23 protein-coding genes are annotated in these 24655 nt (G+C 59.7%); 18 read left to right on the forward strand and 5 right to left on the reverse strand.

Translation table 11 applies throughout. The annotated features are described in order from the left end of the window. Positions 1 to 33: 33 nt before the first annotated feature. Positions 34 to 2271, reverse strand: coding sequence for a transglycosylase SLT domain-containing protein (locus ACP0KA_RS23130; protein ID WP_424631047.1), 2238 nt, complete (start codon positions 2269 to 2271; stop codon positions 34 to 36). Positions 2272 to 2502: 231 nt separating this feature from the next. Between ACP0KA_RS23130 and dapA the strand changes: the two genes are divergently transcribed. The 4 genes from dapA to ACP0KA_RS23150 all read left to right on the forward strand — a co-directional run bounded on the left by dapA (position 2503) and on the right by ACP0KA_RS23150 (position 5003). After that, a complete protein-coding gene (dapA, locus tag ACP0KA_RS23135) occupies positions 2503 to 3393 on the forward strand; it encodes a 4-hydroxy-tetrahydrodipicolinate synthase (protein ID WP_424631048.1) in 891 nt (296 codons plus the stop codon). 31 nt (positions 3394 to 3424) lie between these two features. Next, positions 3425 to 3841, forward strand: a complete 417-nt coding sequence (gene mscL, locus ACP0KA_RS23140) for a large conductance mechanosensitive channel protein MscL (protein ID WP_424631049.1) — start codon at positions 3425 to 3427, stop codon at positions 3839 to 3841. 108 nt (positions 3842 to 3949) lie between these two features. Further along, positions 3950 to 4423, forward strand: a complete 474-nt coding sequence (gene smpB, locus ACP0KA_RS23145) for an SsrA-binding protein SmpB (protein ID WP_424631050.1) — start codon at positions 3950 to 3952, stop codon at positions 4421 to 4423. Between the two features lie 4 nt (positions 4424 to 4427). Then, positions 4428 to 5003, forward strand: a complete 576-nt coding sequence (locus ACP0KA_RS23150) for a peroxiredoxin (protein WP_424631051.1) — start codon at positions 4428 to 4430, stop codon at positions 5001 to 5003. Between the two features lie 58 nt (positions 5004 to 5061). Here ACP0KA_RS23150 and ACP0KA_RS23155 read toward each other — a convergent pair whose 3' ends face one another. Together ACP0KA_RS23155 and ACP0KA_RS23160 are read right to left on the reverse strand one after the other, a co-directional pair. Then, positions 5062 to 5760: a uracil-DNA glycosylase gene (locus ACP0KA_RS23155; protein ID WP_424631052.1), complete on the reverse strand. Its 699-nt coding sequence runs from the start codon at positions 5758 to 5760 to the stop codon at positions 5062 to 5064. Then, positions 5738 to 6376, reverse strand: a complete 639-nt coding sequence (locus ACP0KA_RS23160; protein ID WP_424631053.1) for an NYN domain-containing protein — start codon at positions 6374 to 6376, stop codon at positions 5738 to 5740. The genes ACP0KA_RS23155 and ACP0KA_RS23160 overlap by 23 nt, the downstream gene beginning before the upstream one ends. 346 nt (positions 6377 to 6722) lie before the next feature. Here ACP0KA_RS23160 and rpoZ point away from each other — a divergent pair, with 346 nt between their 5' ends. From rpoZ to recO, 9 genes are all read left to right on the forward strand, one after another. Beyond that, a complete protein-coding gene (rpoZ, locus tag ACP0KA_RS23165) occupies positions 6723 to 7115 on the forward strand; it encodes a DNA-directed RNA polymerase subunit omega (RefSeq protein ID WP_002712128.1) in 393 nt (130 codons plus the stop codon). 190 nt (positions 7116 to 7305) lie between these two features. Next, positions 7306 to 9585 (forward strand): RelA/SpoT family protein, encoded by a 2280-nt coding sequence (locus ACP0KA_RS23170; RefSeq protein WP_424631054.1) that lies wholly within the window; start codon positions 7306 to 7308, stop codon positions 9583 to 9585. Positions 9586 to 9627: 42 nt separating this feature from the next. Continuing rightward, on the forward strand, positions 9628 to 10395 hold the full coding sequence (locus ACP0KA_RS23175) for a pyridoxine 5'-phosphate synthase (RefSeq protein ID WP_424631055.1): 768 nt from the start codon (positions 9628 to 9630) through the stop codon (positions 10393 to 10395). Beyond that, positions 10392 to 10811: a holo-ACP synthase gene (gene acpS / locus ACP0KA_RS23180; RefSeq protein ID WP_424631056.1), complete on the forward strand. Its 420-nt coding sequence runs from the start codon at positions 10392 to 10394 to the stop codon at positions 10809 to 10811. Before ACP0KA_RS23175 ends, acpS begins: the two co-directional genes overlap by 4 nt. A gap of 368 nt (positions 10812 to 11179) precedes the next feature. Then, positions 11180 to 11938 (forward strand): signal peptidase I, encoded by a 759-nt coding sequence (lepB, locus tag ACP0KA_RS23185; RefSeq protein WP_424631057.1) that lies wholly within the window; start codon positions 11180 to 11182, stop codon positions 11936 to 11938. A gap of 35 nt (positions 11939 to 11973) precedes the next feature. Further along, positions 11974 to 12750 carry a ribonuclease III gene (gene rnc / locus ACP0KA_RS23190; protein ID WP_424631058.1) on the forward strand — a complete coding sequence of 259 codons (777 nt, stop codon included), beginning with the start codon at positions 11974 to 11976 and terminating at the stop codon, positions 12748 to 12750. Further along, positions 12743 to 13666 carry a GTPase Era gene (era, locus tag ACP0KA_RS23195; protein ID WP_424631059.1) on the forward strand — a complete coding sequence of 308 codons (924 nt, stop codon included), beginning with the start codon at positions 12743 to 12745 and terminating at the stop codon, positions 13664 to 13666. Before rnc ends, era begins: the two co-directional genes overlap by 8 nt. After that, a complete protein-coding gene (locus tag ACP0KA_RS23200; RefSeq protein ID WP_424631060.1) occupies positions 13663 to 14070 on the forward strand; it encodes a hypothetical protein in 408 nt (135 codons plus the stop codon). Before era ends, ACP0KA_RS23200 begins: the two co-directional genes overlap by 4 nt. A gap of 43 nt (positions 14071 to 14113) precedes the next feature. Then, on the forward strand, positions 14114 to 14863 hold the full coding sequence (gene recO, locus ACP0KA_RS23205) for a DNA repair protein RecO (RefSeq protein ID WP_424631061.1): 750 nt from the start codon (positions 14114 to 14116) through the stop codon (positions 14861 to 14863). 54 nt (positions 14864 to 14917) lie between these two features. On the opposite strand, the gene ACP0KA_RS23210 is transcribed toward recO, so the two are convergent. Continuing rightward, entirely contained in the window at positions 14918 to 15187 is a 270-nt protein-coding gene (locus ACP0KA_RS23210; RefSeq protein ID WP_424631062.1) for a hypothetical protein, read from the reverse strand. Positions 15188 to 15373: 186 nt separating this feature from the next. Between ACP0KA_RS23210 and parC the strand changes: the two genes are divergently transcribed. Continuing rightward, positions 15374 to 17626, forward strand: a complete 2253-nt coding sequence (gene parC, locus ACP0KA_RS23215) for a DNA topoisomerase IV subunit A (RefSeq protein ID WP_424631063.1) — start codon at positions 15374 to 15376, stop codon at positions 17624 to 17626. A 56-nt stretch (positions 17627 to 17682) separates the two neighbouring features. Here parC and ACP0KA_RS23220 read toward each other — a convergent pair whose 3' ends face one another. Beyond that, complete coding sequence (locus ACP0KA_RS23220) at positions 17683 to 18429, reverse strand: hypothetical protein (RefSeq protein WP_424631064.1); 747 nt, start codon at positions 18427 to 18429, stop codon at positions 17683 to 17685. A gap of 127 nt (positions 18430 to 18556) precedes the next feature. On the opposite strand from ACP0KA_RS23220, the gene tsaA reads away from it, so the two are divergent. From tsaA to ACP0KA_RS23240, 4 genes are all read left to right on the forward strand, one after another. Then, on the forward strand, positions 18557 to 19051 hold the full coding sequence (gene tsaA / locus ACP0KA_RS23225; RefSeq protein WP_424631065.1) for a tRNA (N6-threonylcarbamoyladenosine(37)-N6)-methyltransferase TrmO: 495 nt from the start codon (positions 18557 to 18559) through the stop codon (positions 19049 to 19051). A gap of 286 nt (positions 19052 to 19337) precedes the next feature. Next, entirely contained in the window at positions 19338 to 20936 is a 1599-nt protein-coding gene (locus ACP0KA_RS23230; RefSeq protein WP_424631066.1) for a calcium-binding protein, read from the forward strand. A gap of 371 nt (positions 20937 to 21307) precedes the next feature. Continuing rightward, positions 21308 to 22942 (forward strand): calcium-binding protein, encoded by a 1635-nt coding sequence (locus ACP0KA_RS23235; protein ID WP_424631067.1) that lies wholly within the window; start codon positions 21308 to 21310, stop codon positions 22940 to 22942. 267 nt (positions 22943 to 23209) lie between these two features. Next, the gene (locus tag ACP0KA_RS23240; protein WP_424631068.1) at positions 23210 to 24589 is read left to right on the forward strand and encodes an Nramp family divalent metal transporter; all 1380 of its coding nucleotides are present in this window, start codon (positions 23210 to 23212) and stop codon (positions 24587 to 24589) included. The last annotated feature ends 66 nt before the right edge of the window (positions 24590 to 24655 follow it).

Consider the following 24655-nt stretch of genomic DNA (forward strand, 5'->3'; position numbering starts at 1 on the left):
TGAGGCGGACTTTGGATTCGGGACACTAGCGCGTTATTCGACCCCGGCGCCGCGGCGCAGATCCGCTTCGATCAGCAGCTTGTTGCCGCCGCCGAACCTGGCGCGATAGACCTGAACGTTTTCCATGATGCGCTGGACGTAATTGCGGGTCTCGGAAAACGGGATTTTCTCAACCCAGTCGACGGCATCCACATTCGGATCGCGCGGATCGCCGTAGCGTTCGATCCATTTGCGCACGCTGCCGCGTCCTGCGTTATACCCGGCAAAGGTCATGATGTAGGAGCCGCGATAATCGTCGATCAGCCCGCCAAGCTCGGCCGCACCGAAGGCCGCATTGTAGGCAGGGTCGTTTTTGAGGCGGTTAAAATCGAATGTCGTGCCGTATTTCTTGGCGACATATTTACCGGCGGCAGGCGTGACCTGCATGAGGCCGTAGGCTTGCGCAGGGGAGACCACGCGCGGGTTGAATGCGCTTTCCTGCCGCGCGATCGCGAACACGATCGGCTTTTCAACTTCCGGTCCGAAATCCTTGTAGGGCGGAATGCCGACCACCGGATAGGCGTAGTAGTCGAATGGCATGCCGCGATTGAGCGCGGCCTTGCCGACCAGCAGCATGGCGCGAGCATCGTTGTGACGCTGGGCCAGTTCGCACAAGCCCAGAAGGCCGTCCATGTCTGCACGCTCGCCCATGTCGGCGAGGATGGGAATTGCGATTTCGCGCTCATCGAGTGCATAGAGCATTTCGACCGCTCGGACGATCTCCAACCGTTCGCCGCCGCGTGACCGGCCCGGAGCACTGTTGATGGCGATTTGCGGCAAGCGCAGCTTCGCGCGTGCGAGTTGGCCGTAATAGCTGGTCGAGTGCGCGGCCGCAGCTTCATAGGCTGCACGGGCTTCTCCGGAGCGTCCTGCGGCTTCCGCCGCGCGGCCTTGCCAGTAGCCTGCACGTGCCAGCGCTGTCGGGTTGACGGTGTTGACGCCAATGCGGGCGAAATGCTGTGCGGCAGTATTGGGATCGTTGAGGAAGCGGAGCGCAATCCAGCCCGCGGTGAATTCCTGCTCGGTCTTGTAGATGTCTCGGTTGGGGAGCGCCGCATCGCGGGCGATGACATAGGCCGAACGCGGCTCGTTGTTGTCGAGCAGCTTGCGTGCGACCAGACGCCGCTCGATCCACCATTCGTCGAGATCGAACAGACGCGCCGGATCGCGCGGTGCGGCCATCATCAGCTGCGCGGCTTCGGCAATTTTGTCCTCGCGCCGCAGATACTGAATGCGGCTGAACATGTAGCCGGGATCGCTGTGCAGTTCGCGAGGCACCGCATCGAGCAGCGCCTTGGAATTTGACGCCTTATGGTTGACGGCGATCCGCGCCTTGGCGAGTGCCACATAGGCAGGGCCGAGCCGCTTGGCAGAACGCAGTGCCGCTTCCGAGCCGTCCTTTTCGTAGAGCAGCATGTCCATGCGGGCTTTGTAGTCACCGGCCGTCAGCAGCGGTCCGAACTGCGCGAGAGCCGCTTCTTCGGTGTCGGATCCGAACTGGTCGCTGCGCCATGCTTCACGTACATAGCGTTCAGCGCTGTGCCGATCTCCGCGGGCGAGCAGCGCGCGCGCCAGCATGAAGCGTCCTTTGGACGTCGTGGGCTGATCACCTCCGAAAAAGGCAAGGACTGTCGCGTCGTCGCGCTTGTCGTCCCACAGCGCTGCCTCCGCGCGGCGGCGAAGAAAGACCTGGCTAGGCCAGGTCGGATTCTCGGTGAGGAAGGCGCGATAGCGCTCCATTGGCGCGCCGTTGTTGTCGCTGCGCAGGATGAGCCATTCAGCGAGCTTGCGCGCGACCGGGTCGGTGAGCGAAGCCTCGAGCTGCGTGGCGTCGGTTTGTTTCTTGTTTCGGACCAGCTCGATGACCTGCTCGAGCGTTTCCATATCCGCCCGAGACGTCGACGACGTCGATGACAGGGCAAGGGATATGGATGGCTTTTTCGGCGGCGGCGCCACAGGCCGCGTTGCCACGGTGCGTTCCGGGCCTTTGGGCGCTGCGGGGGCGGGCTGGGTGTGCGCGGTGTGTTGTAGCGATTGCGGCGGGGCCGTGTGGGGCGTCACGCTGCGGGAAATTGGCCGGGGCTTCGGCAGTGGCACGCCTGCTGATGCGCCCTGTGATGCCAAAACCGCGACGGCCGCACCCAGCACGAACGTGCTGCGCAGCGCTGCCAGGACACCGGAGGACGGGGCAAGAAACGATGTCACTGCAAACCTGGGTGGCGAATCATGCAATGCCGCGCGCCTTCAAGTCTATTGGATTGATTATGTGGACAAAACATCAAATGTGTTAGAACCGGTACCCTGCCGCAACACCACGGCAAAATCGCGGCTGATGCGACCGATCCGGGGGCTTCCCGGGTCAGCCTGAGCCCATGACCCTTTCATCATGGGCTGGGACTCGTTATCAATCGGTAACCTTTTTTCTTTTCAGAATAAGAAGCGACACGCGTTCGGAGACAGACAATGGCAACCAAGACGAAGTTCCAGGGATCCTATGCCGCCTTGGTGACGCCATTCAAAAACGGCGCCGTGGACGAGGCTGCGCTGCGTGCGCTGGTGAACTGGCAGATCGAGCAAGGATCGAGCGGTCTGGTTCCGGTCGGCACCACCGGCGAGAGCCCGACGTTGAGCCACGCAGAGCACAACAGGGTCGTCGAGTTGTGCATCGAGGAGGCCAAGGGCCGCGTGCCGGTGATTGCCGGTGCGGGTTCGAATTCAACACGCGAGGCGGTTGATCTTGCGAAGCACGCGGAGAAGGCAGGCGCTGACGCCGTGCTGGTGGTGACGCCGTACTACAACAAGCCGACCCAGGAAGGGATGTATCAGCATTTCAAGGCGGTGAATGATGCGATCGGGATTCCGATCTTTATCTACAACATCCCGCCGCGCTCGGTCGTCGACATGTCGGTCGAGACGATGGCCCGGCTGTTCGAGCTGAAGAACATTGCGGGCGTGAAGGATGCCACCGCCAATCTCGCGCGCGTCTCACAGCAGCGTCACGCCATGGGACCGGACTTCATCCAGCTCTCCGGTGAAGACATGACAGCGCTCGCCTACATGGCGGCGGGCGGTCACGGCTGCATTTCGGTTGTTGCCAACGTGGCGCCGAAGCTCTGCGCTGATCTGATGTCGGCGGTGCTGAAGGGGGACTACGCGACGGGACTTCACCTCCAAGACCGGCTGGTGCCGTTGCATGATGCCATCTTCAAGGAGCCGGGGCTTGCGGGTGCCAAGCACGGCCTGAAGCTGCTGGGCCGCCTCGAAGAGGAAGTTCGTCTGCCGTTGGTGCCCGTGACGCCGCCGACCGGCAAAGCCATCCGCGATGCAATGGTTCACGCGGGGCTGATCAACTGATCCGCGCCAATGCGGGAAGGGGAGATTGCCGATGCTTGAGGAGTTCAAGAAGTTCGCCCTGAAGGGCAATGTTGTCGATCTGGCTGTCGGCGTCATCATCGGCGCAGCGTTTGGCGCGATCGTCAACTCCTTGGTCGGCGACGTGATCATGCCGATCATCGGTGCGATCACCGGCGGTCTCGACTTCTCCAACTACTTCACGCCGCTGTCGAAGGCGGTCACGGCGACCAACCTCGCCGATGCCAAGAAACAGGGCGCAGTGCTGGCATGGGGAAGCTTCCTCACCCTGACGCTGAATTTCATGATCGTGGCTTTCGTCCTGTTCATCGTCATTCGCCTCATGAACCAGCTGAAGGCCAAGCAAGAGACTGCGCCGCCAGAGCCAGATAAGATGTCAAAAGATCAGGAATTGCTCACCGAGATCCGGGATCTTTTGAAATCGAAGTAAAATGACTATCTAGAAGCCAGATGTCCTGACAGCCCGTCAGTCTCAATCTGAAGGATTGCGTTCTCACGCGAGCCTGTTTTCTTCGCCTGACTACGCACCGAGGCACCGATGGCTGAAAAGAAAGAGCGTCCGATCAAGGTCGTGGCCGAGAACCGCAAGGCGCGGTTCAACTACGCCATCGAAGACACCGTCGAGGCGGGCGTCGTGCTGACGGGGACCGAGGTCAAGTCGGCGCGTAATGGCAAGAGCACGATTGCGGAATCGTACGCAGATTCCAAGGGCGGCGAGATCTGGCTCGTGAACGCCAACATTCCAGAATATCTGCAGGCCAATCGTTTCAATCACGAGCCGAAACGGTCGCGCAAACTTCTGCTGCACAGGAAGCAGATCAACAAGCTGATCGGCGCGATCGAGCGCGAGGGCATGACGCTCATTCCGCTCAAGATGTATTTCAACGAGCACGGCAAATTGAAGCTTCAACTCGCCCTGGCGAAAGGCAAGAAGCTGCACGACAAGCGCGAGACTGAAAAGAAGCGGGACTGGTCGCGCGAAAAGGGCCGCCTGCTGAGGGCAAGAGGATAACACGATGAATCAGCCGAATTTGATGGGCGTCGACTGGAGCACGATTCCGGCGCCGGTCGACGATGGCGCGGCCAAGCATCTCAAGGGCACGGCGATTCCGGCGGTTGCCTTGCGCGCGACCGACGGCAGTTCGGTCACGCTGTCATCGCTGTCAGGGCGGGTGGTGCTGTTTGCCTACCCGCGGACGGGAGAGCCCGGCAAGATCGGCCTGGTGGATGACTGGGATATGATCCCCGGCGCCCGTGGATGTACGCCGCAGACCTGCTCGTTCCGCGATCTGTTCAAGGATTTGAAAGAAGCGGGCGCTCAGCATGTGTTCGGCATCTCGACGCAGGACACCGATTATCAACGCGAGATGGTCGAGCGGCTGCACGTGCCGTTTCAGGTGTTGTCCGACAGCGACCTTGCGTTGACGCGCGCACTCAATCTGCCGACGATGGACGTTGCCGGGCTGACGCTGATCAAGCGTCTGGCGCTGATCATCGACAACGGCAAGATCACCCATGTGTTCTATCCGGTGTTTCCGCCGGATCGGAATGCGGGTGATGTGCTGGAGTGGCTGCAAGCCAACCCGGCTTAGAGCGTTTCGCCAAAATAGAATTGAGAGCTCCAGTTCTGATTCAATCAGGACTGGAGTTCTATTTTGCCAGATCGGCCAGCACCTTTGCGAACACGCTCTTGAACATTTTGGGCGTAAGGACGCCGGTGTTCGTGTTGTAACGCGAGCAATGATAGCTGTCGTAGAGCTTGAAGCGTCCCGCGTCGTGGATGGCGCCGTGGGCAAAGGGCGCACTTACCGCGCGGATGCCGAGCGCTTTCAGCGTGGTGTCATGGGCGATGCGGCCTAACAAGACAACCGCGCGCACGTTCGGCATGTCATCCAGCGTGGCATTGAAAAATGTGCGGCAGGTGTTGATTTCCGCGGGCAGCGGTTTGTTCTGCGGCGGCACGCAGCGCACGGCGTTGGTGATGCGGGCGTTGACCAGCGTCATGCCATCATCCGGGCGTTTGTCGTAAACGCCCTTGGCAAAGCCGAATTCAAGCAATGTTTCGTAGAGCAGGTCGCCGGCATAATCGCCAGTGAAAGGGCGGCCGGTGCGATTGGCGCCTTGCATGCCCGGCGCGAGGCCTACGATCAACAGAGCTGCCTCGCGGCTGCCGAAGGAGTCGACCGGTCCGTTGAACCAGAGCGGTTCGCGAGCCTGATTGGCGTGACGGAAAGCTGCAAGCCGCGGGCAGAGGGGGCAGTCGTGGTCGGGGACGGAGTGATTGGCGGCAGCGGCATTGACCTGCTGCTGCCGCGAACCTTTTGCTTTAGTCGTCGAACTCTTCGTCATCGCCTCGTGGTGCAATCGTACTGGTGCTTCGCTGCAGGAATTGCGGCGTATGCTGACGCGGCTCGCGGGGCTCCCGAGGAGCAGGGCGTTCATTCGGGTCGCGGCCGAGCTTTGCTTGTAGCTGTACCAGATCAGTAAAGACATCCGCCTGACGACGCAATTCGTCGGCGATCATCGGAGGCTGGCTGGCGATGGTGGAAACAACAGTGACGCGCACGCCGCGCCGCTGCACGGCTTCAACGAGCGAACGAAAATCTCCATCGCCGGAGAATAGAACCATCTGGTCGATATGTTCGGCGAGCTCCATGGCATCGACGGCAAGCTCGATATCCATGTTGCCCTTCACCTTGCGGCGACCGCTGGCGTCGATGAATTCCTTGGTGGCCTTGGTGACGACGGTATAGCCGTTGTAGTCGAGCCAATCGATCAACGGCCTGATGGACGAGTACTCCTGATCCTCGATGATCGCGGTATAGTAGAACGCCCGCACCAACGTACCGCGGCTCTGAAATTCAAGCAGAAGCCGCTTGTAGTCGATGTCGAAACCAAGCGTCTTGGCGGTGGCATATAAATTGGCACCGTCAATAAACAGCGCGATCTTGTTAGTGGCAGGCATCAGTTTGTTCTCGCATAGTTGTTGTTGTGTAGCATTTTTGGCGGCGTTGAAAACGCCGCGTGTTGTTCCTTCAGATTTCAGCTGTTCGCCAAGCGGTTGTAAGGAAAAACGGGTCGTAATATCAGATCGACAACCGTCAGGAGCGACCGGGGTAGACTAACACCTTGGGCAGCCAATAAGCCGATTTCTTGTCCATGGACCAGATTGTTCCTTTCATTTGCCAAGAAGTAACCTTGTGAAAACCCCGATTTCCCGGGCATTTCAAAATTGCTACTTGCGAAAAGGCCTTACTCGCTATACCTAACGCGTATAGCGAGACATTTCTGACTACTTGGAGCGACAGCCGATGGCGCGTGTCACCGTTGAGGATTGCATTGATAAGGTCGATAACCGGTTCGACCTCGTGTTGCTTGCCGCGCACCGTGCGCGGATGATTTCGTCGGGATCTCCTCTTACCGTCGATCGAGATAATGACAAGAATCCGGTGGTTTCGCTACGCGAAATCGCCGACACGACCATTTCTCCTGAAGATTTGCGCGAAGAGCTGGTCCATTCGCTTCAGAAGTTTGTTGAAGTGGATGAGCCTGAGCCCGATACCGTTCCATTGATCGGCTCTGCCGGAGCTTCCGTTGACGCAGACGACACCGAAGTCGCTGTCGAGCGCATGACGGAAGAAGAACTTCTGAAGGGCCTCGAAGGCCTCGCACCTCCCGAAGAACAACCTGAAGAAGACGAGTAAAACTCATCTTACTTTGTACATGAAATTTTCGTAATCATTCAGAAGGCCCGGAGAGATCCGGGCCTTTGCGTTTTTCCGGGCCTTTGCGTTTATTGACTTTTTGTGCGTCTTCCTTGCGATCACCAGCGAACGCGGTGATATTGTGATTGGCGTTCCTTTAGGGACTTTCGCCAATCGAGGAAGCGTTGCAATGGCGATCGGGCGCCAAAATCATCATCAAATGCAGGCAGCGGCCGACGTGGGCGTGGCTCAGGCTGACGCGTCAGCGGCTGCGAAAAAGCCGGCTCGCCCCAAGATGATGCGGCAATACGATCTGGTCGATCGGGTTCGCGCCTACAATCCGAATACTGACGAAGACTTGCTCAACAGGGCCTACGTCTATGCGATGATGGCGCATGGCGAGCAGAAGCGCGCCTCCGGCGATCCTTACTTTTCGCATCCGCTCGAAGTGGCAGCCATCCTGACCAGCCTGAAGCTGGACGATGCAACCATCGTCGCGGCTCTGCTGCACGACACCATCGAGGACACCGAATCGACCCGTGCGGAAATCGACCAGATCTTCGGCAAGGAGATCGGCGCCCTGGTCGACGGGCTCACCAAGTTGAAACGACTGGAGCTCGTCTCCCGCGAAGCCAAGCAGGCCGAGAATCTTCGCAAGCTGCTGCTCGCCATTGCCGACGATGTGCGCGTGTTGCTGGTTAAGCTCGCGGATAGGTTGCATAACATGCGCACGATGGAGTTCATGCCTCCAGCGTCGCGACGGCGAATTGCCGAAGAGACCCTCGATATCTATGCGCCGCTCGCCGGCCGCATGGGTATGCAGAAAATGCGCGAGGAGTTGGAGGACCTGTCGTTTCGTGTGCTCGATCCCGACGCGCATCTGGTAGTGGAGCAGCGGCTGGATGCGCTCGAGGAGCGCAATCGCAACTTGATCGGCGAGATTGAGTCGCAGTTGGTCGCCAAGCTCGCCAAGAACGGCATCACTGCGCAGGTGAAAGGCCGGCGCAAGCAACCGTTCTCGATCTGGGTGAAGATGGAGCGGAAGTCGATCGGCTTTGAGCAGCTCTCCGACATCTTCGGATTCCGTGTAGTCGTGAAGAGCCTCGAGGAGGTGTATCGCACGGTCGGTATCGTGCACACCACGTGGCCGGTCGTTCCGGGGCGCTTCAAGGATTACATCTCGACGCCGAAGCAGAACGATTATCGCTCCATCCACACCACGGTGATTGGCCCCGGCAAACAACGCGTCGAATTGCAGATCCGCACCGAGGAGATGGATCGCGTCAACGAATTTGGTATCGCCGCGCATGCCTTCTACAAGGACGGCATCGGTTCTCCGACTGAAATGCTCAACCGCGAGTCCAATGCGTTTGCGTGGCTGCGGCACACGATCGAAGTGCTTTCGGAAAGTTCGAATCCCGAAGAGTTTCTCGAACACACCAAGATGGAGTTGTTCCACGATCAGGTATTCTGCTTTACGCCGAAGGGAAAACTCATCGCGCTGCCGCGGCACGCCAACGTCATCGACTTCGCTTATGCGGTGCATACCGACGTCGGCAACAGCGCGGTCGGCTGCAAGATCAACGGCAAGTTCGCGCCGCTATCATCCGAGCTTGAAAACGGTGATCAGGTCGAAGTGCTGACGTCGCAGGCGCAGTCGGCTCCGCCGAGTGCATGGGAAGCGCTTGCTGTCACCGGCAAGGCGCGTGCCGCGATCCGCCGTGCGACGCGAGCCGCTGTGCGGGATCAGTACGCCGGGCTCGGACGGCGCATCGTCGAGCGCCTGTTCATGCGCGCGAAGATTGTCTATGCCGACGACAAGCTGAAAGGCGCGCTGCCACGGCTGGCGCGGTCTTCCATCGACGACGTGATGGCTGCGGTCGGGCGTGGCGAGATGAAGGCCTCCGATGTCGCCCGCGCGATGTATCCCGACTACAAGGAAGAAGCGCGCATCGCGGCAAAGAAGGTTGTCGGATCGGCTCCCAAGACGAAAACGCCTGCTGACAGCAAGGCATCAACCGCGATTCCAATTCGTGGCATCAATTCGGACCTGCCGGTGAAATTCGCACCCAATGGGGGTGCGGTGCCGGGTGACCGCATCGTCGGCATCGTGACGGCGGGTGAGGGGATCACGATTTATCCGATCCAGTCTCCGGCGCTGAAGGATTTCGAGGAAGAGCCGGAGCGCTGGCTCGATGTCCGCTGGGACATCGAGGAGATGGCGCCGCAGCGTTTTCCGGCGCGATTGCATGTGCAGAACGTCAATGAGCCGGGAAGCCTTGCTCAAGTTGCCGGTGTCATCGCCGAGCACGACGGCAATATCGACAATATCAGCATGAGTCGCCGTTCGCCTGATTTTACTGACCTGACCATCGATCTGGAGGTCTATGACCTCAAGCATTTGAACGCTATCATTTCTCAGTTGCGTGCAAAGGCGGTGGTTGCCAGCGTCGAGCGCGTCAACGGCTAAACTCAATCGTCATCCTTCTGTCATCTGGTTTTGGATTTTCCCATGGCGACAATTCCTCCGCTCCGTCTCGGGGTCAACGTCGATCACGTGGCTACGCTGCGCAACGCGCGCGGTGGCCATGTGCCTGATCCGGTGCGCGCCGCTCATCTTGCGATCGAGGCGGGCGCTGATGGCATCACCGCTCATCTGCGTGAAGACCGTCGCCACATCCGCGATGACGATATGGCGCGGTTGAAAGCGGAGATTTCAAAGCCGCTCAATTTTGAAATGGCTGCGACTGCCGAGATGCTGCAGATCGCGCTGGCGACCAAGCCGCATGCGGCGTGTCTCGTTCCGGAGCGCCGCACGGAAGTCACCACTGAAGGCGGGCTCGACGTGGTCGGTCAGCGCGATGCGCTGGGACCGTTCATTGCCAGGCTTAACGATGCGGGCATCCGCGTCTCGTTGTTCATTGCGGCCGATCCGAACCAGATTGAAATGGCGGCGAAATTGAAAGCGCCGGTCATCGAAATCCACGTCGGCGCATGGTGCGATGCTGTGGTCGAGGGACAGAAGGACAAGGCCGAGCACGAATGGCAACGCATTGTCTCGGGGGCGGAGATGGCACATTCCGCAGGCATCGAGGTGCATGCCGGCCACGGCCTCGACTACAAGACCGCGCAGACGATTTCGACCCTGCCTCAGATCGTCGAACTGAACATCGGTCATTTCATGATGGGCGAGGCAATGTTCATCGGCCTTCCGCAGTGTGTGCGCGACATGCGCGCCGCGATGGACAGGGGGCGCAAGCTGATCCGGGTCCACGCATGATCATCGGGATCGGTTCGGACCTCATCGATATCACGCGCATCGAGAAGGTGATTGGGCGGCACGGGGACAGGTTCCTGGACCGCATCTTCACCGACGCGGAGCGCGCCAAGGCCGAGCGACGGGCCAAGGCGCCGAAAATGGTCTGGGCGACCTATGCCAAGCGGTTTGCCGCCAAGGAAGCCTGTTCCAAGGCTTTGGGCACTGGAATCCGGCAGGGCGTCTGGTGGCGGGACATGGGGGTCATCAACCTGCCAGGCGGGCGTCCCACGATGAAATTGACGGGCGGGGCCCTCGTACGGCTCGAATCTCTCACGCCAGAGGGCTTTGAGGCCCGGATCGACCTGACAATCACCGATGACTGGCCGCTGGCGCAGGCCTTCGTCGTCATCTCAGCGGTCCCGGCCGTCAGAAGCTAGCTCCCGTCGTTCCGGACAGCGAAATACCCCTAGTGTGGCGGTTCTGAAGTCCGCATCATTCGTGCGGCGAGTCCGGAATGCGGACTTCAGAACCAAAGCCACACTAGAACAATAACTTGCTAGAGTCCTTCGATTCCGAAGTTCGCAGACGAGTGGGTGGCGGAATGATGCGAACTTCGGAATCGGGACTCTAGAATCTAAAATTCATTGATTTGTCAGACCATTAGCAAGTTTTCATGCCGCGCTTCATTGCGCCCCCTGCGACAACAGTTTAAAACCCGCGCGGGTGATTTGGCTGGCTTTCCGGTTCGGCGGATCACTTGCCGGCGGGGGCCGCAAGCATCTCAAACCCAGGACCTGAAAGAGCAATGAGCGTGACATCTCCGGCGAAATCCGAAGGCGGCGTTGGTGAAACCATTCGCGTCGTCATTCACGCGCTTATCATTGCGCTTGTGATCCGCACCTTTCTGTTTCAGCCCTTCAACATTCCGTCCGGATCGATGAAGGCCACCTTGCTGGTGGGGGATTACCTTTTTGTCTCGAAGTATTCGTACGGCTACACTCACTATTCGATCCCGCTGTCGCCGCGACTTTTCTCCGGCCGTATTTTCGGTTCTGATCCTAATCGCGGCGACGTCGTTGTATTTCGCCTGCCGAAGGACGACACAACCGATTACATCAAGCGCGTGATCGGATTGCCGGGTGATCACATCCAGATGAAAGAGGGACTCCTCTACATCAACGACAAGCCAGTTGAGCGCAAACGGTTGCCGGATTTCATCGGCGAGGATCCGTGCGGATCGGATGCGACGGCCCGCGTCAAGCAGTGGCAGGAAACGCTTCCGAACGGTGTGACCTACAAGACGCTCGACTGCGTCGATAACGGTTTTTACGACAACACCAATGTTTACACCGTGCCGCCCGGCCATTTCTTTATGATGGGTGACAACCGCGACAACTCGACAGACAGTCGCGTGTTGTCTGCGGTGGGTTATGTGCCGTCGGAGAATCTGATCGGCCGCGCGCAGATGATTTTCTTCTCCATTGCTGAAGGCGAACAAGCCTGGCAATTCTGGCGCTGGCCGACGGCCGTGCGCTGGAATCGCATTTTCTCCTTCGTGCGATGAACGGCGACACCACACTCACGAATCTTTCTCCGACGATGGATGACGCTGCGGGCGGTGGCTCCGGCGATGCACCGCCCGTGAAGAAGAAAGCGGTACGCAAGCCCAGCGCGAAAGCTGCCGCCAAGATCGTCGAGGAGCGCCTCGGCCATACGTTCGCCGATCCGTCGCTGCTCGCGACCGCGTTTACTCACGTGTCCGCGTTGAAGTCGGCGCGTAATCGCACCGACAGCTATCAACGTCTCGAGTTTCTAGGCGATCACGTGCTCGGGCTGATCGTCTCGGATATGCTTTACCAGGCTTTTCCGAAAGCCGATGAAGGCGAGTTGTCCAAGCGCCTTGCCGATCTGGTTCGCCGGGAAGCCTGTTCTGATGTCGCCAAGTCGCTCGGCCTGGACGAGGCGATCAAGCTCGGTTCGGTTGGCGCGGGCGCGAGCGCACGGTTGCGCAATTCGGTGCTCGGCGACATCTGCGAAGCTGTGATCGGTGCGGTGTTTCTCGATGGCGGATATGCGGCTGCGGCGCAGTTTGTCGAACGCAACTGGACCGAGCGCATGCGCAAGCCGGTTCGACCGTTGCGCGATCCTAAAACTGTCCTGCAGGAGTGGGCGCAGGGCAAAGGCTTGCCGACGCCGGTTTATCGCGAAGTGGAGCGGACCGGCCCGCATCATGATCCGCAGTTCCGCGTAGCCGTGGAACTGCCTGGCCTCGCGCCCGCGGAAGGCATTGGCGGTAGCAAGCGTGCCGCGGAAAAAGTCGCTGCCACGGCGTTGTTGAAGCGCGAAGGGGTAACAGGCGGAAGCAACGATGGCTGAACAAGAGACAACGATCGCCCCCGAGACGCGCTGCGGCTTCGTCGCGCTGATCGGAGCGCCCAATGTCGGCAAGTCGACGCTGGTCAACGCACTTGTCGGCTCGAAGGTCACGATCGTGTCGCGCAAGGTGCAGACCACGCGCGCCTTGATCCGCGGCATCGTTGTCGAAGACCACGCTCAGATTATTCTCGTCGATACGCCCGGTATCTTCGCGCCGAAGCGGCGCCTCGATCGCGCGATGGTCTCGACCGCGTGGAGCGGCGCCCACGATGCTGATCTCGTGTGTGTGCTGCTCGACGCCCGCGCCGGTATCGACGATGAGGCGGACACGATCTTCACCAAGCTTGAAAGCGTCAATCATCCGAAGATCCTTGTGCTGAACAAGGTGGATCTGGTGCAGCGGGAGAAGTTGCTGGTTCTCGCCCAGAAGGCGAATGAGCGCCTGAACTTCTCGCAGACATTCATGGTGTCGGCGCTCAGCGGTGACGGTGTCGACGACTTACGCCGGGCGCTGGCTCGCGCTGTCCCGCCCGGTCCGTTCCATTATCCCGAGGACCAGATGTCGGATGCGCCGATGCGGCATCTGGCTGCCGAAATCACCCGCGAGAAGATCTACCGCCATCTGCATCAGGAACTGCCGTATCAGTCGACAGTCGAGACCGATACCTGGACCGAACGCAAAGACAATTCCGTACGCATCGAGCAGACGATCTTTGTCGAGCGCGACAGCCAGCGCAAGATCGTGCTCGGTAAGGGCGGGGCGACGATCAAAGCCATCGGCGCGGATGCCCGCAAGGAACTTGCGGAAATCGTCGGCCAGCCCGTGCATCTGTTCTTGTTTGTGAAGGTGCGTGACGGCTGGGGCGACGATCCGGAGCGCTACCGAGAAATGGGCCTGGAGTTCCCGAAAGAATGACAGCGTCTAACGTCGCAGTTCCAAAGCACATCTTCTATTTCGAGGTGCTGCTTTATCTGTCGCTCTTGCTCGATTCACTCTCGATGGTGTTTCGTCGCGACACGTTCAGTGATGTCGGCGAGATAACGCCTCCGGAAGCAAAGCTGGTTACGGCGGTGCTTCTGTTGTTCTTCGTTTATCTGGTCTGGCTCGCGGCCCACCGGCGGCAGAACTGGGCGCGAATGGTTCTGCTGGTCTCGCTCGTGATGTCGGTGATCTCGGTTGCCGCGATGATCAACGAGACCGGCTGGCAGTTGGAGACCTTCGTCGATTTCATTTCGGCAGCGCTCACGGGGGCCGGGCTGTTCTTTTCCTTCACTGGCGATGCGCAAGGCTGGTTCGCGCCATCGAACGGACGGCGTTAGAAGCCTCTGAATCGATCCGCGGTTTCGTGTAAGCTCTGAAGTCATGGAGTGGACGGACGAAGGCATCATCTTGGGGACACGGCGCCATGGCGAATCGAGCGCCATCGTCGAGTTGATGACGCGTTCCCATGGCCGGCATCTTGGGCTGGTGCGTGGCGGCGCGGGGACGCGGATGCGGCCTCTGCTCCAGCCCGGCAACACCGTGAACGCTGTCTGGCGCGCAAGACTCGACGAGCACCTCGGATACTACGCCCTCGAGGGAACGAAGCTTCGCGCAGCAACGATGTTTGGTTCGCCCCACGCCGTCTATGGCCTGACGCATCTGGCATCGCTGGTGCGGCTGTTGCCGGAGCGTGATCCGCACGAAGACATCTACGAGACGGTCGAGGCCATTCTCGATGATTTCGAGAATGCGGGCGAGGCGGGCGTTCATCTGATTCGATTTGAACTGGCTATGCTCACGGAACTCGGCTTCGGCCTCGATCTGTCCGCCTGTGCAGCCACGGGGACGATGAACGACCTCGTGTATGTCTCGCCGAAGTCGGGCGCAGCGGTGTCGCGACAAGCGGGGGAGCCATGGCGGGATCGCTTGCTGCGCTTGCCGCCATTCCTTCAGGAAGGAAGCGCGGGCACCAACAGTTGGACAGGTCAGGATCTGGAGGACGGCTTCCGGCTGACGGGGCTGTTCCTGCTGCGGAATGTTCTGGAGCCACGGGGGCAGGGACATTCCGATGCCCGCGATGGGTTTATCGCAGCTGTCACGCGGCCTCGCGCCCGCGCGGTTGAGGGCTAAAGCAACGAGCCGGAATCATCCAGCCCGCTTCGCGGGGTACGGAGGGGTGTGCGCTCAGTAATAATAACGCGGCCGATAGTAGCGGCGGCCGTAATAGCCGTGATAGGGGCGCGAGCCGTAATAGCGCGGATAGGTGCGATAGCAGGTGCGAACCCAGGCATAGCCGTTCCAGACCGGGTTGCAGACCAGCGCAACCGTCTCTGCCTGGCCTGCCGCGGCGCCGGACAAGCCTGCCAGTGGCATGGCCTCGGCCCCGGTGCCGGCGAACGAACCGGCGCCGGCCAATGTGACGGCGGCGATCGCTGCCAAAATCAAACGACGCATGTCTTCCTCCTCAAAAGGCCAACGAGATGCCGGAAAAGTCCGCCACATTGCACGCGCCGCAGCGCGGGCGTACGGGCGCCAAGCCACCCCGTCAACGGGCAAAATTATGGCGGAACAATTACGAACAGGCGATGTCCAAATAATTCGCCGGTTGTTCATTTTGCTCGGGAGAGTTAACCCCTAGCCATGGGAAAAAGACTGATTCCGCCAGAACCGATGGACATCCAGGAGGTCGCCCTCCGTGAGGCGCTCGAGGAGCGTTACCTCGCCTATGCGCTGTCCACCATCATGCACCGGGCACTGCCGGACGCCCGTGACGGCCTGAAGCCCGTTCATCGCCGCATTCTTTATGGGATGCGGTTGCTGCGGCTCGACCCCGGCACGCCGTTCAAGAAGTCCGCCAAGATCGTCGGCGACGTGATGGGTAGTTTCCATCCGCATGGCGACCAGTCGATCTACGACGCGCTGGTCCGTCTCGCGCAGGACTTTGCCTCGCGCTACCCGCTGGTCGACGGGCAGGGCAACTTCGGCAATATCGACGGCGACAACCCGGCCGCGTACCGCTACACCGAAGCGCGTATGACGGAAGTCGCGCGGCTGCTGCTGGAAGGCATCGACGAAGATGCCGTCGAGTTCCGCGCCAATTACGACGGCCAGTCGAAAGAGCCAGTGGTTCTGCCCGGCGCGTTTCCGAACCTTCTGGCGAACGGCTCTCAAGGTATTGCGGTCGGCATGGCGACCGCCATCCCACCGCACAACGCGGCTGAACTCTGCGACGCCGCGCTGCATCTGATCGACAAGCCTGCGACCAAGACACGTGGCCTGCTGCGCTATGTGAAGGGTCCGGACTTTCCGACCGGCGGCATCGTGGTGGATTCCCAGGAGGTCATTGCAGAGGCCTACACCACCGGACGTGGCGCCTTTCGTGTGCGCTCGAAGTGGCACAAGGAAGAAGGCGCTCGCGGCGCCTGGAATATCGTCGTCACCGAAATTCCGTGGCTGGTGCAGAAGTCGCGCCTGATCGAGCGCATCGCTGAACTGCTCAACGAGAAGAAGCTGCTGCTGGTTGGCGATATCCGCGACGAGTCCGCCGAAGACGTCCGCATCGTCATCGAGCCGAAGACGCGCAACGCTGATCCTGAAGTGCTGATGGAGACGCTGTTCAAGCAGACCGAGCTTGAAAGCCGCATCTCGCTCAACCTCAACGTCCTGGTGAAAGGCCGCATCCCGAAGGTCCTCGGCTTGGCCGAGTGCCTGCGCGAGTGGCTCGATCATCTGCGCGACGTGCTGCTGCGCCGCTCGAACCATCGCAAGGGCCAGATCGAGCATCGCCTCGAAGTCCTCGGCGGCTATCTCGTCGCGTATCTCAACATCGACAAGGTCATCAAGATCATCCGCACCGAGGATGAGCCCAAGCCGGTCTTGATGAAGACCTTCAAGCTGACTGAAATCCAGGCGGAAGCCATTCTGAACATGCGGCTGCGCAGCTTGCGCAAGCTGGAAGAGATGGAAATCCGCGGCGAAGACCGGGAACTGCGTGCCGAATTGAAAGGCATCAACGCTGTGCTCGCGTCGGAGGATGAGCAGTGGAAGAAGGTTGGCGAAGGGGTCAAGAAGGTTCGTGACCTGTTCGGGCCGAAGACGCCGCTCGGCAAGCGCCGCACCCAATTTGCGGACGCGCCTGAGCACGATCTTGCTGCCATCGAGGAGGCCCTGGTCGAGCGCGAGCCGATCACGGTGGTCATGTCCGAGAAAGGCTGGGTGCGTACGCTGAAAGGCCACGTCACCGATCTTTCGAGCCTTGCGTTCAAGACGGACGACAGTCTGGGCTATGCGTTCTTTGCCGAGACCACATCGAAGCTGACGTTGTTTGCAAGCAATGGCCGCTTCTACACGCTCGATGCCCAGAAACTGCCGGGCGGTCGCGGTCATGGCGATCCGGTCCGCATGATGATCGACATGGAAGGCGATGCCGATATCGTTTCACTGTTCGTGAGCAAGGGCGGCCGCAAGTTTCTGGTCGCGAGCCAGGACGGGCAGGGCTTCGTCGTCAATGAGGATGACGTCGCCGCCAACACCCGCAAGGGCAAGCAGGTTCTCAACGTAACGGCGCCGAACAAGGCTGCGGCGATTGCCACGGTCAATGGCGATACCGTCGCGGTGATCGGCGAGAACCACAAGATGGTGATCTTCCCGTTGGACCAGATCCCGGAAATGGCTCGCGGGCGTGGTGTGCGTCTGCAGCGCTACAAGGACAAGGGATTGTCCGACGTCATGACCTTCATCAACAAGGAAGGCATGACCTGGAAAGACACCGCGGGCCGCGAGCAGAGCCTGACGTCGAAAGAACTGAACGACTGGCGCGGCAATCGGGGCGATGCGGGGCGGCTTGCCAACGGTTTCCCGAAGTCGAACAAGTTCGGCAAAGTGATCGAATAATCCGATCGGTGAGAGTTGTGCTGAAATTGACAATGGGCCCGCCAAAAGCGGGTCCACTAGCTTTTGTAGGACTGCTTCAATCCGAAAGTCAGGATCAGCAATGTGATCCAGAGTCGGAGCATTGCGAAGCTGAAGATAAAGACGAAGAAGACGAGGTTCTTGAGAAACTGACTGTCGGATGAGGTTTGCCAGTACATCCGGATGGTGTCGCGGACCAGTCCTTGCACGAAACTCAAGCCGATATAGACCGCGCCGAGAAACAGGATCGCGGCACAGAGCCAGACCCAGCGTCGTCCAAATTCGGCGATAGCCGCGAAGAAACGAACCTCGCCGTCGTTTGCGTCCGCCCCGACGATCATGAGCAGGACCAGCGTGGCGACAGTGGCGCTCCAGAATTTTGCAGCGGTGTTGAATTGATCGAATGCCATGCCATCCACGCCAACCAATGAAATGATGGCGTAGGATGCTCCGCCGGCAGCCGCTACTGCGGCACACGCCCCAATCATCAAAAGCAGTGTTCGGCCAAATATGGCCCGCGCCAATCGGAACTGCTCCAGAGGCCCCAGCGAACCCAGATTGGTTTGACCGTGAGCGAGTTCAATCGAGCGACGCGCGACCAGGATGAATGCCTGCAGTATCGCGATATCTGCGCACACGATCGCGACGATTGACAGTAGCCCGCCGCGAAAGGCGATGACACGCAGGGCCGCAGCCAAGATCAGCCACGGCAACGCTTCGACAAAGCGCAGCGGGCCAAAGGATGTATCCGGCTTTACAAGTTGCTTTCGGAGCGCGATGGACATTGGTGCATGATCACAGGCAGCGATAAATGCTCCGTGCGCGTTTAGAGTAAAATTGAGTGAAAATTATCAGAATGTGAGCGCCTGTTGCTCTATGATGCTGATGTGCAGTGTCGAAGGAATGCAGAGCATGGTCCGCTACAACGAAATCCGCGAAGGTGAAGTTGCCATCGAACCGCCGGCGCCGACCGATGCCGGTCTGGTGTTTATCGGCCGCATTCGCACGCCATGGACGGACCGCATGATGACGCCGCGACAGGGCAGGCACGATGGTCCGATCTGCCGGATCGAGATTTTTGAGCCTTGGGTGCAGGCGTTGCAGGGGCTTGATCAGTATAGCAAGGTCGAGGTGCTGTACTGGCTGCATCAGTCGCGCCGCGATTTGGTGCTGCAAAGTCCGGCGAGTGACGGCACAACACGCGGGACCTTCTCGCTCCGCTCGCCTGTCCGTCCAAATCCGATCGGCACATCGGTTGCTAAATTCGTCGGGATCGAAGGAGCAACGGTGCTCGTGCGCGGCCTCGATTGTCTCGACGGCACGCCGTTGATCGATCTCAAGCCTGATCGCTGTCAGTTCACCCCGATCGCTCCGCCGCAGGCAGGCGATTTTGAAGTGGAAGCCTGATCAGCTTTCAGCGCCGAGCGAATGACATCGCCATGAAGTCTTCAAGCGAAATAAACTTCGCTCGGATCATATTGGCTGGCACATTCTCTACATGAATTAAATCGTGAACGTTGACCCGCGAACTGGGTATTGACGGGACTCTATGTGTCAATTTAATCAGGCTCTGTATTTAATTTATTATTTTCAGGCGGACGCCTTATTTAATTCTTGGGAAGAATGAGGCGGATGAATTGGATCTTTGTTGGTTCAGGAGCTGGTTGCGCAGCAATTTGCCAAGGAGAAAAACATGGCCAATTCCACAAAGAGCCAAAGCGTTCAACAATTGATCGGGGTTGATGATTTTTTTAGCACTCAAGACTTTGACTGGCTTTCTCTCATCAATCCCATCAACAATTTGATTGTCGGCACGCGGCGCGACGACGTTCTCAGCACAGGGGGCGACGGTGACATCGTCTTCGGGCTTGGCCGCAATGATCAGTTAAGCAGCGCGTTCAATCGCACTGCGCTGCTCGGCGGCACTGGTCACGATACGCTGACGACCGAGGTTCTCGTCCCAACGGCCGGCACTGATCCGATTCATGGCCTTGCTGTTCAATTCGGCGGATCCGGCCACGACAGCCTCGATGCAACGGTGACGTTGCAGGGTGCGAGCGGCGCGCCCGGCGGTAGCCGAGCCGTTATCGCGGAAGTCCTGCAAGATGGCGGAGGCGGCAACGACACCATCAATGCAACAGCGCATATCTCGCCGGCGCTTGTGTTCGGCGATGTCACCACACAAACCCATGTTCTCGGCGGCACTGGAAACGATACGATAAATGCCGTTGCCGACGCGCAGGGCGCGATCGACATCAGCACCGCCATCAACGAGGTCGATGGCGGCTCCGGTAACGACCACATCACGGTTCATGCTGTAACGGAGTTGAATGCGTTCCGCGGCAGTGCCAGCAACACCGTTTACGGGGGTGACGGCAACGATGTTGTGGACGCATCCGCAGTGGGCCAATCCCAGAACACGGGACTGGTATCAAACGAGCTTCATGGCGGACGCGGCGATGACATGTTGACCGCCTCAAACTTGACGGACTCCAATTCGCGCGCGCCGATTGGTGTCAACAACCTCTGGGGCGATGAGGGCAACGATGTTCTGGTCGCAACCCATACCACCGACGGCGAGAATCGGGTTACCGACGTGACCAACCATCTCGACGGCGGGACGGGCAACGACAGCCTGACAGCCAGCTCCACTGCGCTGTCAGCCCTTGGCGCCGTTACTGCTCTCAATCAACTCGACGGAGATGATGGGCGCGATAGCCTCACGGCGACAATCAACGCGGATTCAGGTGTCGGCGAGTACCACGTCTCGAACGTCTTGAACGGCGGCGCCGGCAACGACAGCCTGACAGCTTTCCTGTCCACCGGGCCCGCTGCGAATGCCACGGCTAACTCCACGGCGGAAAATCATCTCGATGGTGGCGGGGGCAATGACGTTCTCACCGCAACGGTCGCGCCGGGCTCGCTTGGGACGAGTTTCCTCAATGGTGGAACAGGCAATGACCAACTCACGGTCATCGGCGGATCGGACAACGAACTCCATGGCGGTGACGGCAGGGATGTCCTGACCGGCGGCATTGCCAACGATCATATGTTTGGAGACAGCGGTGCGGACCGGTTCGTGTTTGCGGCCGACAGCGGCCACGACACCGCCGACTTCACCAAGGGCGACAAGATCGACGTGACGGCGTTGGCCTCGGAGGGCATCCACAATATCGGTGATCTCGATATCGAGATCACCGGCGGCAACACCGTTGTTCACTTCGATGCCAGCAACGACGTGACGATCGCCGGCGTGAAGAGCCTCACAGCCGGTGACTTCTGGTTCGCGTGAGGCGTTTCAGCCTCATGCGGTGAGGGGGAGGTTTCAGCCTGCAGATTCTCGCCGGGCTGGAAGCCTGAAAGATAGCCGTGATTGCGCGTGCGATCGGGGGTCCAAAAACCCCCATCGCCGCGTTTAAATGCGCCCATCCAATTTTCCCGAACTGAATTAAATCGTGAACGCTGGCCCGTGAGGCCGGTATTGACGGGCATTTTCCGGGCGGTGTAATCAAGGGTTGTGTAATCAGGGGTTGTGATTTTGATTTATTATTATTATTCGGCGAGGCCTCTTATTTAATTCCTTAAGGGTGGTTGGCCTCGCGCGAGTTGGAATCCTGTTGGTTCAGACACTGGTCACTTAGCCATTTGCCAAAGGAGGAAAACATGGCCCCCAGGAAAAGCCAGAGCGTTCAATCATTGACTGCCGATGATCTTTTGAGTGCTCAAGATTACGATTGGCTGTCTCTCATCGATCCCATCAATAATTTGATTATCGGAACACCACACGACGATACCCTCAGTGCGGGCGCCGAGGGCGATGTCGTCTTCGGACTTGGTCGCAATGATCAGTTGAGTAGCATCTTCAACCGCACCGCACTGATCGGCGACACCGGTAGCGATACGCTGACAACCAATGTTTTGGTTCCTACTGCCAGAGCGCCCGGGCAGGGCAATGATCCGATTCATGGGCTTGCGGTCCAGTATGGCGGAGCCGGTGACGATAGCCTCGACGCCACTGTAACCTTGCAGCGCGCAATGAGTGGATCGCCGACCGACAGCAGGGTTATCACCGCCGAAGTCCTGCAGGATGGCGGAGCAGGTAACGACACCATCAATGCAGTGGCAAATATCTCGCCGGCTGCCCCGCAATCGGCGGTGTTCGGCAATGTCACGGCCACAACCCACGTTCTCGGCGGTGCGGGCGATGACACCATCAACGCTGTTGCGGATGCGCGTGGCGCGCTCAACATCAGCATTGCTATCAACGTCGTGGATGGCGGCTCAGGCAACGACCATATTACCGCTCATGCTGATACAGACATCGTCGCGTTTCGCGGCAGTGCGAGCAATACTCTGTTCGGCGGCGACGGTAGCGACGTTTTGGACGCATCTGCTGAAGGCCGCTCCCTCACTACGGATCTGGTATCGAATGAGCTCCACGGCGGGCGCGGCGACGACATGCTCACCGCATTCAACTACACGTCCTCGAATTCACGCGCACCGGTTGGTGTGAACAACCTGTGGGGGGATGAAGGCGACGATGTCCTAGTGGCGACCCATGTTGCGCGGCTTGACAACTCGATCTCGAATGCGACCAATTTTCTCGATGGCGGCACGGGTAACGACAGTCTGACGGCGAATTCCACGCTGCAGGGTGGTGTTATTCGCGGCCTCAATCAACTCGAGGGAGGGGATGGGGGAGATAGTCTCACGGCGCATCTCGACGCTTTGGCTCGCGGCGGCCCCGGCGCCTCGGGTGATCTCTACCATGTCTCGAACGTCCTGAACGGTGGGACCGGGAATGACAGCCTGACGGCTTTCCTGTCGACCGCGCCTGCCACGAGCATCACCGACAACTCCACTGCAGAAAATCATCTCGATGGCGGTGGTGGCAGCGATGTGCTCACCGCAACGGTCGCGTCCGGTTCGCTGGGGACGAGTTTTCTTGATGGCGGAGCAGGCAATGACCAACTCACCGTCATGGGCGGATCGAACAACGTGCTTCACGGCGGCGACGGCAGGGACGTCCTGACCGGCGGCGTCGGCAATGACCAACTGTTCGGCGATGCCGGAGCGGATCGGTTCGTGTTTGCGGCCAGCAGCGGTCACGACACCGCCGACTTCACCAACGGCGACACGATCGATCTCACGGCGTTGGCCGGCGAGGGCATTCACAATATCGGCGATCTGGATATCGAGATCAGCAGTGGGAACACCGTTGTTCACTTCGATGCCAGCAACGACGTGACGATTGCCGGGTTGAAGACCCTCACAGCCGGTGATTTCTGGTTCGCGTAGGCGTTGTGAGATCGGCGGAGGTTAGCCGCCCAGCCAGCTTCGGCGGGCTGGACGCTTGAAGATAGCCGAAGACGGCGCGTGCGACGCGGGATTCCAGCGCTTGGGAATCCCGCTCACCGCGTTCACCCGTCGTGCCTGACATCCCTGTGGCGATCGCAATGATCCGAGGTGCCGATCGAGGTGACGGCGAGCTGGAACTCGGACTGGTTACTTCTTTGCTCTTGCAAGTCACTTGCAACTAGATCTTGATCTGTGCATAGTGCCGGCATGGATGCAAAGACCCCCTTGAAGCCCGCGCCCGTGACAAGTGGCGCCAGTGAAATTTCTGTGGCCGGTGGCTGGCGCAACGCGCGAGGCGAACCGTCGCTGAGCGGCATGTTCGCCTCGGTCCGGATTGCGAAATCCGGTTCGTTTTGGCGCAAACTGGCGGCGTTCCTGGGACCGGGGTATCTCGTCGCCACAGGCTATATGGACCCCGGCAACTGGGCGACGTCGCTCGCCGGCGGCTCCAAGTTCGGCTATGCGCTGCTGACGGTGGCACTGATGTCCAACATCATGGCCATCATTCTGCAGGCGCTGTGCGCGCGGTTGGGTGTCGGGGCCGGGCGCGATCTTGCCCAGGCGTGCCGCGATGCTTTCCCCAAGCCGTTGGCCTGGCCGCTTTGGCTGCTCGCTGAAATCGCGATTGCCGCAACAGACCTCGCGGAGATCATCGGCACCGCCATCGGCCTCAATCTCCTGTTCGGCATTCCGCTGGAGATCGGTGTCCTGATCACTGCCCTCGACGTCTTTCTCATTCTCGCGCTGCAGGCAGCGGGCTTCCGCTGGGTCGAGGCGTTCATTGTCGGCATGCTCGGGATTATCTCGGCCTGCTTTGCGATTCAGATCGCCATGGCCGATCCGGACTGGGGCGAGGTGATCCGCGGTTTTGCGCCGACAACGGAGATTATCCGCAATCGGGAGATGCTCTACCTCGCGCTCGGCATTCTCGGCGCGACGGTGATGCCGCACAATCTCTATTTGCACTCCGGACTCGTGCAGACGCGGAATTACGGACACAGCGTTCCCGAGAAGAAAGAAGCCATCAAGCTCGCGACGATCGACTCCACCGTCGCGTTGTGTCTTGCGCTGCTGATCAATGCCTCGATCCTGATCCTTGCGGCCGCGACCTTTCACAAGGCCGGCAAGACCGACGTCGCCGAGCTTGAACAGGTGCACTCATTCCTGTCGCCGCTGCTCGGATCGGCATTGGCGCCAAGCCTGTTTGCGATTGCTCTGCTGTGCTGCGGCTTGAGTTCGACGGTGACGGCGACGCTGTCAGGCCAGATCGTGATGGAAGGCTTCATTAACATCAAGGTGGCGCCGTGGCTGCGACGCTTGATCACGCGCATGGTGGCGATCATTCCGGCGGCGTTGGTGACGATCTGGTACGGCGAGAGGGGGACGGCCCAGCTCCTGATCTTCAGTCAGGTGGTGCTGAGCCTGCAGTTGCCTTTTGCAATCATCCCGCTGGTGATGTTCACGGCAAGCAAGGCCAAAATGGGCGAGTTCGTTGCCCCGCGCTGGCTGACGGTGTTGGCTGCGCTGATTGCCGCGCTCGTCGTGACACTGAATCTGAAGCTGCTGATCGACTTCGTCAGCGGATAAGGCGGTCGCCTTAAAGAAAAGGAGCGGGCGCGTGGCACCCGCTCCGAAGATTGTCGCGTCAGCGGG

The sequence above is a fragment of the Bradyrhizobium sp. SYSU BS000235 genome (assembly GCF_049747295.1).
Taxonomy (GTDB): domain Bacteria; phylum Pseudomonadota; class Alphaproteobacteria; order Rhizobiales; family Xanthobacteraceae; genus Afipia.